This is a genomic window from Streptomyces sp. NPDC006174, assembly GCF_040614075.1.
Lineage (GTDB): Bacteria > Actinomycetota > Actinomycetes > Streptomycetales > Streptomycetaceae > Streptomyces.
Genome location: NZ_JBEXTJ010000010.1, coordinates 289,356 through 304,658, shown reverse-complemented (window position 1 = coordinate 304,658; position 15,303 = coordinate 289,356). Strand labels below are relative to the sequence as shown.

General features: G+C 71.6%; 15 protein-coding genes and 7 tRNA genes. 10 read left to right on the top strand and 12 right to left on the bottom strand.

The window, feature by feature from the left end; translation table 11 throughout:
- Positions 1-18: 18 nt before the first annotated feature.
- The 3 genes from thrS to ABZ267_RS24035 form a co-directional block, all read right to left on the bottom strand.
- Entirely contained in the window at positions 19-1,995 is a 1,977-nt protein-coding gene (thrS, locus tag ABZ267_RS24045) for a threonine--tRNA ligase (RefSeq protein ID WP_356756904.1), read from the bottom strand.
- A 98-nt stretch (positions 1,996-2,093) separates the two neighbouring features.
- Positions 2,094-3,344, bottom strand: a complete 1,251-nt coding sequence (locus ABZ267_RS24040; protein WP_356756902.1) for a hypothetical protein — start codon at positions 3,342-3,344, stop codon at positions 2,094-2,096.
- Positions 3,344-3,937, bottom strand: a complete 594-nt coding sequence (locus ABZ267_RS24035) for a DUF4365 domain-containing protein (RefSeq protein WP_356756900.1) — start codon at positions 3,935-3,937, stop codon at positions 3,344-3,346. Before ABZ267_RS24035 ends, ABZ267_RS24040 begins: the two co-directional genes overlap by 1 nt.
- A gap of 217 nt (positions 3,938-4,154) precedes the next feature.
- Between ABZ267_RS24035 and ABZ267_RS24030 the strand changes: the two genes are divergently transcribed.
- Entirely contained in the window at positions 4,155-4,880 is a 726-nt protein-coding gene (locus ABZ267_RS24030; RefSeq protein ID WP_356756898.1) for a 3'-5' exonuclease, read from the top strand.
- 49 nt (positions 4,881-4,929) lie between these two features.
- Here ABZ267_RS24030 and ABZ267_RS24025 read toward each other — a convergent pair.
- A tRNA-Val gene (locus tag ABZ267_RS24025) sits at positions 4,930-5,001 on the bottom strand.
- 173 nt (positions 5,002-5,174) lie between these two features.
- Between ABZ267_RS24025 and ABZ267_RS24020 the strand changes: the two genes are divergently transcribed.
- On the top strand, positions 5,175-7,727 hold the full coding sequence (locus tag ABZ267_RS24020) for a hypothetical protein (RefSeq protein ID WP_356756896.1): 2,553 nt from the start codon (positions 5,175-5,177) through the stop codon (positions 7,725-7,727).
- A 93-nt stretch (positions 7,728-7,820) separates the two neighbouring features.
- On the opposite strand, the gene ABZ267_RS24015 is transcribed toward ABZ267_RS24020, so the two are convergent.
- Together ABZ267_RS24015 and ABZ267_RS24010 are read right to left on the bottom strand one after the other, a co-directional pair.
- Positions 7,821-7,892: transfer RNA gene (locus ABZ267_RS24015), tRNA-Val, on the bottom strand.
- Between the two features lie 78 nt (positions 7,893-7,970).
- Complete coding sequence (locus ABZ267_RS24010) at positions 7,971-8,435, bottom strand: TIGR02611 family protein (protein ID WP_356756362.1); 465 nt, start codon at positions 8,433-8,435, stop codon at positions 7,971-7,973.
- Between the two features lie 190 nt (positions 8,436-8,625).
- On the opposite strand from ABZ267_RS24010, the gene ABZ267_RS24005 reads away from it, so the two are divergent.
- Both ABZ267_RS24005 and ABZ267_RS24000 read left to right on the top strand, forming a co-directional pair.
- On the top strand, positions 8,626-9,039 hold the full coding sequence (locus ABZ267_RS24005) for an SsgA family sporulation/cell division regulator (RefSeq protein ID WP_003959770.1): 414 nt from the start codon (positions 8,626-8,628) through the stop codon (positions 9,037-9,039).
- A 267-nt stretch (positions 9,040-9,306) separates the two neighbouring features.
- The gene (locus ABZ267_RS24000) at positions 9,307-9,903 is read left to right on the top strand and encodes a CGNR zinc finger domain-containing protein (protein ID WP_356756364.1); all 597 of its coding nucleotides are present in this window, start codon (positions 9,307-9,309) and stop codon (positions 9,901-9,903) included.
- A 20-nt stretch (positions 9,904-9,923) separates the two neighbouring features.
- Here ABZ267_RS24000 and ABZ267_RS23995 read toward each other — a convergent pair whose 3' ends face one another.
- Positions 9,924-10,079 carry a hypothetical protein gene (locus ABZ267_RS23995; protein ID WP_164711272.1) on the bottom strand — a complete coding sequence of 52 codons (156 nt, stop codon included), beginning with the start codon at positions 10,077-10,079 and terminating at the stop codon, positions 9,924-9,926.
- A 221-nt stretch (positions 10,080-10,300) separates the two neighbouring features.
- Positions 10,301-10,768, bottom strand: a complete 468-nt coding sequence (locus tag ABZ267_RS23990; RefSeq protein ID WP_356756366.1) for a hypothetical protein — start codon at positions 10,766-10,768, stop codon at positions 10,301-10,303.
- A gap of 181 nt (positions 10,769-10,949) precedes the next feature.
- On the opposite strand from ABZ267_RS23990, the gene ABZ267_RS23985 reads away from it, so the two are divergent.
- Positions 10,950-11,465 (top strand): DsbA family protein, encoded by a 516-nt coding sequence (locus tag ABZ267_RS23985; protein ID WP_356756368.1) that lies wholly within the window; start codon positions 10,950-10,952, stop codon positions 11,463-11,465.
- Positions 11,466-11,492: 27 nt separating this feature from the next.
- Here ABZ267_RS23985 and ABZ267_RS23980 read toward each other — a convergent pair whose 3' ends face one another.
- The 3 genes from ABZ267_RS23980 to ABZ267_RS23970 form a co-directional block, all read right to left on the bottom strand.
- Positions 11,493-12,329 carry a GNAT family N-acetyltransferase gene (locus ABZ267_RS23980; protein ID WP_356756370.1) on the bottom strand — a complete coding sequence of 279 codons (837 nt, stop codon included), beginning with the start codon at positions 12,327-12,329 and terminating at the stop codon, positions 11,493-11,495.
- A 79-nt stretch (positions 12,330-12,408) separates the two neighbouring features.
- On the bottom strand, positions 12,409-13,230 hold the full coding sequence (locus ABZ267_RS23975) for an aminodeoxychorismate lyase (RefSeq protein ID WP_356756372.1): 822 nt from the start codon (positions 13,228-13,230) through the stop codon (positions 12,409-12,411).
- The gene (locus tag ABZ267_RS23970) at positions 13,227-14,285 is read right to left on the bottom strand and encodes a chorismate-binding protein (RefSeq protein WP_356756444.1); all 1,059 of its coding nucleotides are present in this window, start codon (positions 14,283-14,285) and stop codon (positions 13,227-13,229) included. The genes ABZ267_RS23975 and ABZ267_RS23970 overlap by 4 nt, the downstream gene beginning before the upstream one ends.
- A gap of 174 nt (positions 14,286-14,459) precedes the next feature.
- Here ABZ267_RS23970 and ABZ267_RS23965 point away from each other — a divergent pair.
- The 5 genes from ABZ267_RS23965 to ABZ267_RS23945 all read left to right on the top strand — a co-directional run bounded on the left by ABZ267_RS23965 (position 14,460) and on the right by ABZ267_RS23945 (position 14,924).
- Positions 14,460-14,532 (top strand) — tRNA-Gly (locus ABZ267_RS23965).
- Positions 14,533-14,569: 37 nt separating this feature from the next.
- A tRNA-Cys gene (locus tag ABZ267_RS23960) sits at positions 14,570-14,643 on the top strand.
- 1 nt (position 14,644) lies between these two features.
- Positions 14,645-14,716: transfer RNA gene (locus ABZ267_RS23955), tRNA-Val, on the top strand.
- A gap of 37 nt (positions 14,717-14,753) precedes the next feature.
- Positions 14,754-14,825 (top strand) — tRNA-Val (locus ABZ267_RS23950).
- Between the two features lie 24 nt (positions 14,826-14,849).
- Positions 14,850-14,924, top strand: a tRNA-Val gene (locus ABZ267_RS23945).
- A 58-nt stretch (positions 14,925-14,982) separates the two neighbouring features.
- Here ABZ267_RS23945 and ABZ267_RS23940 read toward each other — a convergent pair.
- Positions 14,983-15,288, bottom strand: coding sequence for a zf-TFIIB domain-containing protein (locus ABZ267_RS23940; RefSeq protein WP_356756374.1), 306 nt, complete (start codon positions 15,286-15,288; stop codon positions 14,983-14,985).
- Between the last annotated feature and the right edge of the window lie 15 nt (positions 15,289-15,303).

Below are 15,303 nucleotides of genomic sequence, written 5' to 3'. Positions count from 1 at the left end.
CCGTTCCTGTCGTACGGATCAGACCTGTACGCGGTCCTCGACGGCCTTCGCGATCTTGGCGAGGGCCTCGTCGACCGGGATGCCGTTCTCCTGCGAACCGTCGCGGTAGCGGAAGGAGACGGCGCCGTTGGCCATGTCCTCGTCACCAGCGATGATCATGAACGGAACCTTGGCCTTCTGCTGGTTCCGGATCTTCTTCTGCATCCGGTCGGACGACGCGTCCACGTCCACCCGCAGCCCCTGCTTGCGCGCCTTGGCGGCGAACTCCTGGAGGTACGGGATGTGGGCGTCGCCGATCGGGATGCCGACGGCCTGGACCGGGGCGAGCCAGACCGGGAAGGCGCCCGCGTAGTGTTCCAGGAGCACGGCGAAGAAGCGCTCGATGGAGCCGAACAGAGCGCGGTGGATCATGACCGGGCGCTGCTTGGAGCCGTCGGGGCCGGTGTACTCCAGGTCGAAGCGCTCCGGCAGGTTGAAGTCGAGCTGCACGGTCGACATCTGCCAGGTCCGGCCGATGGCGTCCTTGCACTGCACGGAGATCTTCGGACCGTAGAACGCGGCGCCGCCCGGGTCCGGGACCAGCGGCAGGCCCTGCTTCTCGGCGACCTGGCGGAGCGTCTCGGTGGCCTCTTCCCAGGTCTCGTCGGAGCCGACGTACTTCTCCGGGTCCTTGGTGGAGAGCTCCAGGTAGAAGTCGGTGAGCCCGTAGTCGCGGAGCAGGTTCAGCACGAAGGTGAGCGTGCGGTCGAGCTCCTCCGCCATCTGCTCCTTGGTGCAGTAGATGTGCGCGTCGTCCTGCGTGAAGCCGCGCGAGCGGGTCAGGCCGTGCACGACGCCCGACTTCTCGTACCGGTACACCGTGCCGAACTCGAAGAGGCGCAGCGGCAGTTCGCGGTAGGAGCGGCCGCGCGCGTCGAAGATCAGGTTGTGCATCGGGCAGTTCATCGGCTTGAGGTAGTAGTCCACCCCGTCGTCGAGCTGCATGGGCGGGTACATGCCGTCGGCGTACCAGTCCAGGTGGCCGGACTTCTCGAAGAGCTTGCCCTTGGTGGCGTGCGGGCTGTAGACGAACTCGTAGCCCTCCTCCTCGTGACGGCGGCGCGAGTAGTCCTCCATGGCCCGGCGGATGACGCCGCCCTTGGGGTGGAAGACCGCGAGGCCGGGACCGATCTCGTCGGGGAAGGAGAAGAGGTCCAGCTCGTTGCCGAGCTTGCGGTGGTCGCGCTTGGCGGCCTCCTCCAGGAACTCCAGGTGCGCCTTCAGCTCGTCCTTGGTCGGCCAGGCGGTGCCGTAGATGCGCTGGAGCATCGGGTTCTTCTCGCTGCCGCGCCAGTAGGCCGCGGCGTTGCGCATCAGCTTGAACGCCGGGATGAACCGGGTGGTCGGCAGGTGCGGACCACGGCAGAGGTCCTTCCAGCACAGGTCACCGGTCTTGGCGTCCAGGTTGTCGTAGATGGTCAGCTCGCCGCCGCCCACCTCGACGTCCGCGCCGTCGTCCGAGGAGGCGGAGCCCTTGATACCGATGAGCTCCAGCTTGTACGGCTCGTCCGCCAGCTCCTCGCGCGCGGCCTCGTCGGAGACCACGCGGCGGGAGAACTTCTGGCCCCGCTTCTGGATCTCCTGCATCTTCTTCTCGATGGCCTTGAGGTCCTCGGGCGTGAACGGCTTCTCGACGTCGAAGTCGTAGTAGAAGCCGTCCTTGACCGGCGGGCCGATGCCGAGCTTGGCCTCCGGGAACAGCTCCTGCACGGCCTGGGCCATGACGTGCGCGGTGGAGTGGCGCAGGATGTTCAGACCGTCCTCGGAGGAGATCTCCACCGGCTCGACGCTCTCGCCGTCCTGGAGCTCGTACGAGAGGTCCTTCAGCTCGCCGCCGATGCGCGCGGCGACGACGGTGCGCTGACCGGGGAAGAGCTCGCCGGCCGTCGTGCCCGTCGTCACCACATGCTCTTCCCGCTCGGAATCGCGTTGGATGATCACACGGACGTCTGACACCGGTCTCTCCTGACTGAGGGGGATGCCCAACACTGATGGGTTGGTCACCATGGATCGTACCGAGCCGTACGCCTCCGATGCGAACGTCTTCCCTCTCGTCAGGCTTCCTCCCCCGCGCACGCCTCCTCGAAGAAGTCCACGTTCTCCTGGAGCGACTTCATCAGCCGGTCCCGCTCCGCCTCGTCGACCTGCACGGGCGCCACCTGCGTCGCGCCGGTCAGCCGCCGGAACCCGCCCCGCCGCTCCAGCCGCCCCTCCACCCGCAGCGGCAGCCCGACGAGGTGCGCGTGGCCCGCGATCCGGTACGCCTCCTCGTCCAGCTCCACCCGTACGTGCGCGACCTCCGCACCCGCCAGCACCCGCAGCCGCACGATCCCGGCGCCGCGCGGCCCGGAGCGGCGCAACCGGACCACCGCACCGGTGATCCGGACCGGGACGGCGGGCTCCTCGCGGAGGTAGCGGGCTCCGGCGGAGCGCAGGGCCGGCAGGTCGCCGGGCGAGAACTCGACCGGTGCGGGCCGGGCCGGGCAGCCGTCCGGTACGCCTGTGGCGGGCGACCACCGCACGTCGATCCCGGCTCCTTCGCTGCCACGCACCAGGGTCACCAGCGCCTCGGTCAGCTCGCGGCTGACGCCCGCCGCCACCGCGCTGTCGAAGGCCTCCATCCCGCCGGTGGCCCGCTGGTAGTCCACGGCCTCGCGGGTGGCGTGCAGGGCGTGGCAGAGCTGTACGGCGACGGCGCGCCCGGAGTCGACGGGCACGAACGCGGTGAGCCGGCGGCCGCCCGGCGCGGGCCCGATGAGCGTCCCGACCAGCGCCGTCCGGGCCTTCCTGCGGTGCCGGGCTCCGTGGTAGCCGGCCCGGCCGCGCGCCGCCAGCGCTCCGGCCAGCAGGATCTGCCGGGCCGCCGACCGCAGCTCCTCCGCCTCGGCCCAGCCCGAGGCGCCCGCCGCTCCGGCCGCCGACTCGGGCACCTCGCGCCACCAGCGGACCTCGTCGCTGGGGACGGCGAGGGAGACCAGGATGTCCTGGGCGGACGGCGCGGCGCTGCGGGCGAGCGCGGTGAGCGCCTCGGCGAGCAGGTCCTCGGTGTCGGGGAAGGCGGCGTTCTCCGGGACCAGCAGGCTGGCGCCGGCGGCCGTACCGGGCGGGGACCAGCGGCTGTAGCGGCCGGCCGCTCCGCCGCGCCGCTGCCAGCCGTAGCGGCGCAGGAGCGCGGTGAGCACCGCCGGATCGGGCAGTGGCGTGCCGTCCACGGCCGGGTCGGCGTACTGCCTGCTCACGGCGGGGTGCGACCGGGCGCCGAACAGCTCCGCCGGGCCCGTGGGTTCGTCCATCGACCGGTGCATCAGGGTCTCCCTCCGGCCCCGACCCGGGCCATGATGTCGCAGAGTGCGCGGTCGTCGAAGATCCGTGCGGTCGGGATGCGCACGGTGGTCCGGTACCGGCCCGTCACCGCGTGGCCGGCCAGGTTGGTCCAGTAGCAGCAGTGCCGCAGATCGAGGCTGCCGGGCCCGGCGCGCAGCCACTCGTCCTGGCTGCGCGGCACGATCATCACCACCAGGATCTTGTGCACCGAGACCGGGGTGCGGGCCAGCTTGACGAGGTGGGCGTTGTCGAGCGTGAAGGAGAACGCTCCGCCCGCCGGGTGCGGCGGTATCTGGTAGGTGCACTTGAGCTGCACCTTGATGGTCACCTCGTCGTCGACGGTGTGGGCGGCGGCGCCGTGGCTGACGTGCCAGTCGATGCCGTTGTCGGGGAAGGGCTGGGAGAGCGAACAGCCCGCCGCTGCCGCGACGGCGTGCAGGTAGCCCACCTGGAGGGTCTCCATGCAGGCGGTGGTGGCGAGGGAGCCGCGCAGCGGTGCGTCGTCCCGCTGCTGCACCGGCCCGAACCCTTCGGCGCGGGCAGGCCCTCCTGGATCGGGCTGCGCGAGCGCCATGGCTCCGTAAGCCTTCCGGACGTGCCGTCAGAAGTGAGTCGGATGCGACATCAGAAGTGACGTCGGATGAGGTCGAGGAGCAACTTCCTCGGCTCCTGCCTGTGTTGTCACCGCAGGAGAACGTCCGCAAACGGCGTATCAGGCAAACAGCACGGGTATCACCGATATCGGGCAGAGGAATCACTCCATCTGCCGTGCAGGTGCGAGGAGTTCGGGGATGATGCACTGGTTCGAAGGGCCGTTGGCCGCTTTTGACACGGAGACGACAGGCGTGGACGTCGAGCAGGACCGGATCGTTTCGGCCGCTCTCGTCGCGCAGGACACGACGGGCGGACGCGTCCGCACCACCCGCTGGCTGGTCGATCCGGGGATCCCGGTGCCGGCCGGGGCGACCGAGATCCACGGTCTGACCGACGATCACCTGCAGCGCACCGGCCGTTGGCCCGCGCCGGTGATGGACGAGATCGCCCGTTCGCTGGCCGAGAGTTGCGCTACGGGCCGCCCGCTGGTCGTGATGAACGCACCGTTCGACCTGACTCTGCTGGACCGCGAGCTGAAGCGGCACCGGGCCTCGTCGCTGGCCGGGTACATGGCGGACGTGCCGCTGCGCGTGGTCGACCCCCGGGTACTGGACAAACACCTGGACCGCTACCGCAAGGGCCGCCGCACGCTCACCGATCTCTGCGAGCTGTACGAGGTGCCGCTCGACGGCGCCCACGACGCGGCGGCGGACGCCTCGGCCTCGCTGGAGCTGGTGCGGGCGATATGCCGGCGCTTCTCCTCCCGGCTGGAGCGGCTCTCACCGGCCGAACTCCACACCCTCCAGGCCACCTGGCACGCGGCGCAGGCGCGCGGCCTGGAGGCGTGGTTCACGAAGAGCGGGACACCGGAGGCGGTGGATCCCGCGTGGCCGCTGCGCCCGGAGCTGCCGGCGGCGGCCTGAACAAGCAGAAGCCGGTCCGCCGTGATGCTTGGCGGACCGGCTCTCCCGGTGGGCGATACTGGGTTCGAACCAGTGACCTCTTCGGTGTGAACGAAGCGCTCTCCCACTGAGCTAATCGCCCGGGAACGGGTTGAACCATACAGGGCTCGGCGGGCTTCGTTCAAACCGCTTCCGCGCACGTCTCCACCGGCGCTCACCCCACGTCTCCACCGGCGCTTACTCAGGCGCGGAAACGCGGAAACTGAGTATGCGAGCGCATGTACGAGGCAAAGGGCCGGGGCCACACTCCCGTACATGGAACATGTGCCGCCGCCCGCCGAGGAACTGGCGCTCCTCGACCGAGAACTGGCTCAGCTGGACGCCCGCCGGGCCCAGCTGCTGACCCGCCGCGCCTGGCTGGTCAGCGCGTTGCGGCCGCAGCCGCAGGCGCCGAACGGACCGCGCTGGAGCACACCGCCCGTCGGCCACGGCTGGGCCCCGGGCCAGGCGTGGGGCTCGGTGCCGCGCACCGCGAAGCCATCCGCTCCGCGCAGCGCGCAGAACGTGCTGCTGACGCTGGGCGGGCTGCTGCTGACGGTCGCGGCCGTCGCGTTCACCCTCGTCAGCTGGGGCTCGATGGGCATCGGCGGCCGGTCGGCCGTCCTGGCCCTGGTGACCGTGGCGGCGCTCACCGCTCCGGCCGTCCTGCTGCGCCGGAAGCTGGCGGCCACGGCGGAGGCGCTGGCGGCGCTGGCCCTGGTGCTCACACTGCTGGACGTCTACGCGGTCCACGCGGTGGCGGCGCCGGACGCCGACGGGCTCACCTTCACCGCCGTGGCCTCGGCAGTGCTCGCCGCGCTCTGGGCCGCCTACGGCCTGGCGCTGCGGCAGCTGCACCTGCCGCTGCCCGCGGCCGTGTTCTTCGTCCAGTGGCCGCTGCTGCTGGGTGCCTGGGCCGCCGGTGCTCCGGCGATCGTGGTCGGCTGGGCGCTGCTGGTGACGGCGGTGGTGGACGGGTCGATCGCGCTGTGGGGCAAGGGCCTGGGCGTACGGGTCACGGCGGGCCTCGGTCTGGCGGTGATGGGGTCTGCCGCGCTGCTGACGGGGCTCGGCGAGTCGCTGACGGCCGACGGCCCGCTCGGCGCGGTGCTGCCGGGCGCGCTGCTGCTGACGGCGGCCGTGGCGGCGCTGGCCGGAGCCTGGCGCGCGCCGAACGGCTATGCGCAGACCGGCGGCGTGGTGGCCGGTCTGGCGGCGGTGGCGGCGGTCGGCGGCGTGCTGCGGACGGCGGTGCCGGGCAGCTGGCACGTTCCGGTGTATCTGCTCTGCGGGCTGGCGCTGCTGTCCGTCGTACGGGCCGGGCTGCCGCGGAGCGCGGGGCGCGGCGTGCTGGTGGCGGCGGGCGCGGTGGTGGCCGGTGCGCTGGTGTGGGCGCTGCCGCCGGTCGCGGCGGTGCTGCTGGGCCCGGTCCAGCTGGTCGCCGAGGTGTGGGCGGGTGCGCCGGACGGGTTCCAGGGCGCGCTCGGGGAGTCGATGGGGTGGTCGGAGCTGGTCACGGCTCCGGTGGTGCTCGCGGTGGTGACGGGGCTGCTCGGCGCGGCGTACCGGTGGTGGCCGTCGCCGGTGCGGGCCGCCGCTCCGCCGGCGGCGCCGGGTGCGAAGGTGCGCGGTGCGGCGGGCGCGGGGGCGCTGGCCCTCGGCTGGGGGACGCTGCTGCTGGCGGCGGCGGTGCTGGGCGTGCCGTATCCGGTCGCGGTGGCTCTGGAGACGGTGCTGGTGGCGGGGCTGCTGGTGGTGGCGGTTCGGGGTGCGGAGTGGGGCTCCGGGGACACGGGGACGGCTGAGGGCGATGGTTCCGGTGCCTTCTCCGCCGGTTCGGCGGGGGCCGTGGCCGGGAGCCGGTCCGCTGTGTCGGTGACCGCGTTGGTGGCGGCCCTCGGCGGTGCGGTGGGCGTGGGGCTGCTGGCGCTGGCTTCGGAGGCCGCGACGTACGCGGTGTTCGGGACGCTGGTGGTGCTCCTCGCGGCGGCGGCGGTGCGGACGCGTGCGGTGGTGGAGCAGGCGGTGCTCGCGGTCGCCGCGGTGGTGTGGGGCACGGCGCTGACCGGGTGCGCGGCCGGGTCCCTGGGCCTCGCGCCGCACGAGGCCGCGCCACTGCTGCTCGTGGTGCCGGCGGTGACGGTGCTGCTGGGCGCGCGGCTGCGGCTGCACCCGGTGGCGTTGCCGGTGGAGCTGACCGGCGCGCTGGGTGCGCTGGTGGCCGTCGCGCTTGCGGTGCCGGAGGCGCCGTTCCTGGCCCTGGTGCTCGCGCTGTGCGGGGTGCTGGCGGCGGGAGCGGCGGTGCGCCCGGAGCGGCGGCCGGCGGCCGGGTACCTGGCGGCGGTGCTGTTCGTGGCGGCGACCTGGGTCCGGCTGGCGGCCTCGGAGGTGTCGGCCCCGGAGGCGTACACCCTGCCGGTGACGGTGCCGGCCCTGGTGGTCGGCGTACTGCGGCGGCGCAAGGACCCCGAGGCGTCCTCCTGGACGGCGTACGGGCCGGGGCTCGCGGCCACGCTGCTGCCGAGCCTGGCCGTGGCCTGGACCGACCCCGACTGGCTGCGGCCGCTGCTGCTGGGCCTGGCGGCGCTGGTGATCACGCTGCTCGGGGCGAAGTACCGGCTCCAGGCGCTGCTGACGCTCGGCGGTGCGGTGCTGGCCCTGGTCACGCTGCACGAGCTGGCTCCGTACGTCGTCCAGGTGGCGGGCGCTCTGCCGCGCTGGCTGCCGCCGGCGCTGGCCGGACTGCTGCTGCTGGCCGTGGGCGCCACGTACGAGCAGCGGCTGCGGGACGCGCGAAGGCTGAAGGGCCTGCTCGGCCGGATGCGGTGAGCGGCGCCCGGTCCGGGACCCTGCGGGGTTCCGGACCGGGGGAAACGCAGAGGCCCCGAGACGTGTGAACACGTCTCGGGGCCTCTGTCCGGGTGGGCGATACTGGGTTCGAACCAGTGACCTCTTCGGTGTGAACGAAGCGCTCTCCCACTGAGCTAATCGCCCGGGCGCACCGCAAACATTACCCCATGTCAGCGGTGCTCCCGGACCGTCCCCGGCACCGGTCGCCGGCGGTCCGCGGCCCTACTCGCCGACCGTCCACGGCAAGGCGAAGCCGAACTTCCAGACGTAGATCCCGACCAGCACCGCCATGATCACCAGTCCCACCGTGGTGAGGATGATGTTGCGCCGCCGGACCTTGGGATCCAGCGCCCGCTGCGCGGCCTCGGTCACCTTGCGCTTGGTCCAGCGCAGCACCAGCTGGGCCCAGACGAACTCGGTCGCCCAGATCGCCATACCGCCGAAGATCACCAGCCAGCCGGGTCCCGGCAGCACCAGCATCAGCACACCGGCCACCACGACACCGAGGCCGACGACGAAGACGCCGACCTGCCAGCTCAGGTGCAGCGGCTTCGACGCCTTGATGAAGCCCGGCGCCCGCGATCCCAGCTCGCGTTCCACCTTTTCCACCTTGGTCGTGCCCCCCGGAGCGGGTCCCGGGGACGCCTTCTCGGCAGCCTCGATCCGCTCGTCACTCTCCGCGTTCATGGAGCTCAACCTACCCGACCCGTCGTCGTCACTTGAATGGGCGCATGACTCAAAGTTACACACCGCTGGACGAGGGACCTGAAGCATCACAAATGGGTCAGAGGGGTTTACAACGCCACCGTAGGTGGCATGTCGATTTCGCCGACGTGCGAATCCCCGAGCGCACACTGAGCGAAAGGCCCTGGCGCTTATGAACACCACGGTCAGCTGCGAGCTGCACCTGCGCCTCGTTGTGTCGAGCGAGTCCTCACTGCCTGTTCCCGCGGGCCTGCGGTATGACACGGCCGATCCCTATGCCGTGCACGCCACCTTCCACACCGGAGCGGAGGAGACGGTCGAGTGGGTTTTCGCCCGTGACCTCCTCGCCGAAGGGCTGCACCGGCCCACCGGCACCGGAGACGTCCGCGTCTGGCCATCTCGTAGTCACGGTCAAGGCGTCGTATGCATCGCCCTGAGCTCTCCAGAGGGAGAAGCCCTGCTCGAGGCTCCGGCGCGAGCCCTGGAGTCGTTCCTGAAAAGGACCGATGCCGCGGTTCCGCCCGGCACCGAGCATCGTCACTTCGATCTCGACACGGAGCTCTCCCACATCCTGGCCGAGAGCTGAGCCAGGCCGAGAGCTGCCGACGCCGTCCGACTCGGGGAGACGGCGTCGCGCGGACAACCACATAAGGCAGACACCGGCGCCGTCGCCGCGGAACCCACCGCGGTGACGGCGCCTGTGCGTGCGCCAGAGCCCCGGGAGCGGACCGGCGGGCTTTTCCCTGCTTCCGCTCCCCCGTGGGCCCGCACCGGGCCGTGGGGCGGCCGGGTGAGCCAGTAGAGTCAGCCGCCATCGGCAGGCGCCCGCCCGCCGGAGGCCTGGGAGCGAAGCGTGCTGATCCCTCACGACACCCGGATCGCCCTCGACACGGTGGTCGATCTCGTGAACACCGCACCGGAGAGCGAGCCGCCCGAGAACGGCCCGACGGACGGACTCGTGGACGGCCTGGAGGACGGGCTCGCCGACATCCCGGCGCTGTACGCCTTCGCCGAGCGCCACCACATCAGCGGCGTCGGCACTCTCGGCGAGAGGGACCTCGGTGCCGTACGGGACGTCCGGGGCCGCTTCGCCGAGGTTTTCGCCGCGCCCGACGCCCGTACCGCGGCCGACCTCGTCAACCGGCTCGTGGCCGCGGCAGGAACCACGCCTCAGCTCACCGACCACGACGGCTACGACTGGCATGTGCACTACTTCGCGCCCGACGCCTCCCTTGCCGACCATCTCGCGGCCGACTGCGGCATGGCGCTTGCCTTCATCATCGTGGCCGGCGAACAGGAACGGCTGCGGCGCTGCGAGGCGCCCGACTGCGGGCGCGCCTTCGTCGACCTCTCGCGCAACCGCTCCCGGCGCTACTGCTCCAGCCGCACCTGCGGCAACCGGCTGCACGTCGCCGCGTACCGGGCCCGGCGCCGGGAGGCCGGATCGTGAGGCGAGGTCGTCAGGCCGGGTCATAACAGGAACAGGTCATGCAGCGCCGCCATCAGCAGCAGGCTCCCGATGACCGTCAGGAAGATCATCAGGGGTGGCTGGGAAAGCGCGAAGAGGCAGCCACGGGGCTCTTCGGCGGGGGGTGCGGGGGCTTCGCCCCGGGATGTGTCCACCATCTCGGGGCGATCATGACTCACCGGTGACCCGGTTGGCGATCAACCTTCGCCATTACACCGGGAGTTCACCGTCCCGTGGTCCTCGGAATTCGTTCCGGCGTCCGAGACGCCATCACGCATTCGGGCCGACGCGGCGAAATGCGGCGCCTGCGCGGAGGCTGCGCCTCGCCGGACGCGCAGTGCTCGTCGGACGCGCCGTGCTCGCCGGACGCCGCGCCGCTTCAGATGCCGTGCTTCTTCAGGATCGCCTCGATGTCGCTGAAGTCGTCGGCGGGCGCGGCGGCCTCCTGCTTCTTCTTCGGCTTCGCCGCCGGCGCCGCTGCCGCCGGACGGGCCTGGCTCCCGGCGCCGAGCGAGGGCGCGGAGGCGCCCGGAGCGACGGCCTCGTTACGTTCGGCGGCGCGCGCGGCCCTGCGCTCGGCGCGGGTGGTGCCGCTGCGGCGCTCGATGGCCCGAGTGGTCATGAAGAGCACCCAGGCGAGGCCGAGCACGCCGAAGCCGATCCAGACGCTCGGCTTGAACGCGATGCCCGACACCCACTCGACGACGCCGGTCAGCACGAGCCCGATCGGCACGAGGGAGTAGGCGGCGATCCTGGTCGCGGTCAGGAACCGCTTGCGGTAGGCGGTGACCGCGGCGATGCCCAGGCCCGCCGCCGACGCCGCGGAACAGATGGTCTCGGCAAGCATCGGGGCCTCCAGGCGCAGGGGAAACGTCCCCTCCATCCTGCACCGACGACCGGCGCGGAGGCCACGGCGCCGGTCCACTTCAGGGACATTTCAGGGCCCGGCTCCTCCGCAGGTGCCGGTCACCGCCACCGGTCGCAGGTGCGGATTGGGTGGTCTCCGCGTGGCCTGAAAGACTGGCTCCATGAGCGATTCCACCCCTGCGGCACCGGTCGTCCTCGACGTCTGGTGCGATCTCGAATGTCCTGACTGCCACCGGGCCCTCAGCGATGTGCGCGCCGTGCGCGCCCGGTACGGCGACCGTGTCGAGATCCGGCTGCGCCACTTCCCGCTGGAGAAGCACAAGCACGCCTACGCGGCGGCGCAGGCCGCCGAGGAGGCCGCCGTCCAGGGCCAGGACTGGCCGTACATCGAGGCGCTCCTGTCCAGGACCGAGGAGCTCGGGAAGACCGGTGAGCCGGTACTGCTCGACGTGGCCCGCGAACTGGGCCTGGACGCCGAGGAGTTCGACACCGCGCTCATCGACGGCCGCCATCTGCTCATCGTCGACGCCGACCACGCGGAGGGCAAGGCGATCGGCGTCACCGGCACGCCCACCTATGTCATCGGCGACGAGCGGCTGGACGGCGGGAAGAGCCAGGAAGGGCTGCGCGTGCGGATCGAGGAGATCATCGACCGCCGGCTGGCCGCACAGGCCTGACACGGGGGCACGGACGGCAGCGGCCGCCTACAGCGCCTTGGCCAGGTTGTACCGCGTCGTCGCGTAGCCGAGGGATTCGTACAGCCGCAGTGCCGGCGTGTTGGCGGCGAAGACGTGCAGGCCGAGCCGGTCGTGGCCCCAGGAGCGGGTCTCGTCCTCGGCGAGGAGCATCAGGGCCCGTCCGAAGCCGCGGCCCCGGTGCTCCTCACGCACCTCGACGTCGAAGACGAAGCCGGCGGTCCGGCCGGGCTCCAGCTCCCGCAGGGCCAGCCAGACATGGCCGACCACCGCCCCGCCGTGGACCAGAACCCGGAACCGTACGTTCTCGGTCGCAAGACCGTCCGGAAGGTTCCCGGCATGGTCGGCCTCCGACTTGAGCCGGGCGTGCTCGGGCGGTACACCACGGTCGATCCACTCCTGCGCGTACGACCGGACCGCCTCGCGCAGCCACTCCGCGTACTCCTGCTCGCTCATCGGCCGCGCGGTGAGGCCCTCGGGAAGGGGTACGGGGTCGGGGCCGAGGGTCTTGACCATGTTGCGGCTGCGCTCGGTGTAGCCGAGTGCGGCCGCAAGGCGCCGGGCGGGGTCGTTCTCCGCCGGGACCTCGGTCCGTACGTGGGTGCAGCCCCACCCTCGCAGCACCTCCTCGGCGGCGAGCGCGGCGATGGTGCCCCGGCCGCGCCTGCGCCGCGCCTCGTCGACGGCGAGGGAGCGTACGACTCCGGCGGAGGCGCCGAACGCGTCGTCGGTGCTGATCGACACGGCGCCGACGGGCCGGCCGTTGTCGCACACGTCGTACGTGCGCGCCCGCGCGCCGTTGGCGCCTTGCTGAAGCGGCCCGGACGGCCGGAGTGTCGTGGTCATCAAGGGTTTGTATCCCCTGCACGGCCGCGCGTCACGCGCTTTTCCGGCCCGCCGGAAAGGGCTTGCGGCCGGAAACGGCTTACGGGTCCAGGTCGTTCCCGGCCCGCTCGTCGAAGATCCGCATGGCCTTCGCCGTCACCGGACCGGGCTCCGGCGCCAGCTCACGGTCGTCCACGCGGTGCACGGCCTGGATGTCGCGGAGCGTGGAGGTCAGGAAGATCTCGTCGGCCTCGGCGAGCACCTCCATCGGCAGATCGCTCTCCTCGGCCCCGGTCCACTCCACGGCCAGCGCGCGGGTGATCCCCGCGAGACACCCGGAGGCGACCGGCGGAGTGTGGATGCGGCCGTCCAGCACGACGAACACGTTGGACCCGGTCCCTTCGCAGAGCCGGCCGGCCGTGTTCGGGAACAACGCCTCGGACGCGCCCCGCTCGCGGGCCCGGGCGAGGGCGACGACGTTCTCGGCGTACGAGGTGGTCTTGAGGCCGGTCAGCGCGCCACGCTCGTTACGGGTCCAGGGGACCGTGATCACCGCGGTGGTGTCCGGGCGGCGGCTCACGCCGTCCAGCGCGACGACGAGGCTGGGCCCGGCGGTGCCGCGGTCGGAGCCGAGCGGAGAGAGCCCGCCGGTGTACGTGATCCGCAGCCGTCCGAGCGTGACGGGGTTGGCGTCGATGACCGCCGTCGCGGCGCGCCGGATCTCGTCCAGGTCCGGGTCGGGCAGGCCGAGGCCGCGCGCGGAGCGGGTGAGGCGGTCGAGGTGGCGGGTGAGGGCGAAGGGCTTGCCCTCGCTGGTGCGGACGGTCTCGAAGATGCCGTCGCCCACGGTCAGCCCGTGGTCGAGCACCGACAGCCGGGCATCGTCGGCATCGCGCAGTCCGCCGTTGACCCAAATCCTCATGACGCGGTCCTTCCTGTCTGCCCGAGCCCTGTCTGCTCGAACGTGCCCGACGCTACAGCCAGCAGCCGCGACGCCTTCAGCTCGGTCTCGTCCCACTCGCGCTCCGGGTCGGAGCCCCAGGTGATGCCGGCGCCGGTGCCGAAGCGCAGAAGCGGTACGGAGCCGGTCCGGTCGATCCAGAAGGTCCGTATGCCCACCGCCAGCGAGGCCGTTCGCCGGTCGGCGTCGACCCAGCCGACCGCACCGCAGTACGGCCCGCGCGGCGACTGCTCCAGCTCCTCGATGATCCGCAGCGCGCTGGACTTCGGCGCCCCGGTGACGGAGCCGGGCGGGAACGCCGCTGCCAGCAGCTCCGGCCATCCCGCGCCTTCGGCCAGCTCGCCGCGCACGGTGGAGACGAGGTGGACGAGGCCCGGGTGCTTCTCGACCACGCAGAGGTCGGGGACGGTGATACTGCCGGTCGCACAGACGCGGCCGAGGTCGTTACGGACCAGGTCCACGATCATGACGTTCTCCGCGTGGTCCTTCTCCAGCAGATCGTCCTCGGTCCGCCCGGTCCCCTTGATCGGCCCGGACTCGACGGTCCGCCCGTCCCGGCGCAGGAACAGCTCGGGCGACGCGGTGGCGACCTCCACGCCGTGGTTCGGCAGGCGGATCGTTCCTGCGTACGGTGCCGGGTTGCCGCGTGCGAGCAGGGCCGTCAGGGCGTCCACGTCGGCCCGGCCGGGCCCGGCCTCGGGCAGCGGTGCGGAGAGGACCCGGCAGAGGTTGGCCTGGTAGACCTCGCCCGCCGCGATGTATTCACGGATCCGCCGCACGCCCGCCGTGTAGGCGTCACGGTCCAGCGAGCTCGTCCACTCCTCGGCCGCGGGCCCGCGCCAGGCTCCGGGCACGGGAGCGGGCACCTCCTCCTTGCGTACGGAGGAGAAGCGGGCGCAGACCGTACGGCCCTCGAAATCGGAACAGATCGCCCAGAACCCGGACGAGTCGAGAGCGGCGGGATCGTGGGTCACATCCTGGAGACCGGAGGCGACGAGGCCGCCGAAGCGGGCCATGGGAGCGAGGGGGAACACTCTGCCGAGTCTAGAACCGCCCGCGATGACCTGCGCCGGGGCGACGGTACGGCGGCGCTACGGCGACCATCTGCGCAAACGCGTTTTTGTACTGGCCCGGGAATCCGCTAGAGTTCAACACGTCGCCGGGACGCGCAAGCGGACCGGGAAAGACAAGCGGACGTAGCTCAGTTGGTAGAGCGCAACCTTGCCAAGGTTGAGGTCGCCAGTTCGAACCTGGTCGTCCGCTCGCAGAAGGTGGGGATTCTTCCCGAACCCCCGCCCCTGGTGGAGTGGCCGAGAGGCGAGGCAACGGCCTGCAAAGCCGTCTACACGGGTTCAAATCCCGTCTCCACCTCCAAGGACGATTAGCTCAGCGGGAGAGCGCTTCCCTGACACGGAAGAGGTCACTGGTTCAATCCCAGTATCGTCCACTGGTCCGCAAGGATCACCGGTCCGTAAGGATCACCCGCGCGATTAGCTCAGCGGGAGAGCGCTTCCCTGACACGGAAGAGGTCACTGGTTCAATCCCAGTATCGCGCACGCAGTACACGCAGGTTTTGCCTCGCGCGATTAGCTCAGCGGGAGAGCGCTTCCCTGACACGGAAGAGGTCACTGGTTCAATCCCAGTATCGCGCACCACCGAGAACCCCCGGTCGTTTCGACGACCGGGGGTTCTTTCGTCGTACCTTCGTGATGGTCAGGACGAGAAGAGCATCCGGCCGAAGCCCTTCTGGCGGCGGTGGCCGTAGTGCCCGCCGTGCTGCTGGCCGTACTGCGGGGCGCCCCAGGCGGGAGCGTGGGCCGGCGGAGCCGCCTGCGGGTAGGTCTGGGGGGCGGGCGGCGGGGGCGGGGCCTGCTGGGCCCACTGCGACTCCAGGCGGGTCAGCGACTCCAGCTCGCCGTAGTCCAGGAATATCCCCCGGCAACCGCTGCACTGCTCGATCTGGACACCGTTGCGGTTGTACGTCTGCATCTGCGCGTGACACTTGGGACACTGCATCATCGGCTCGGCTCCTCG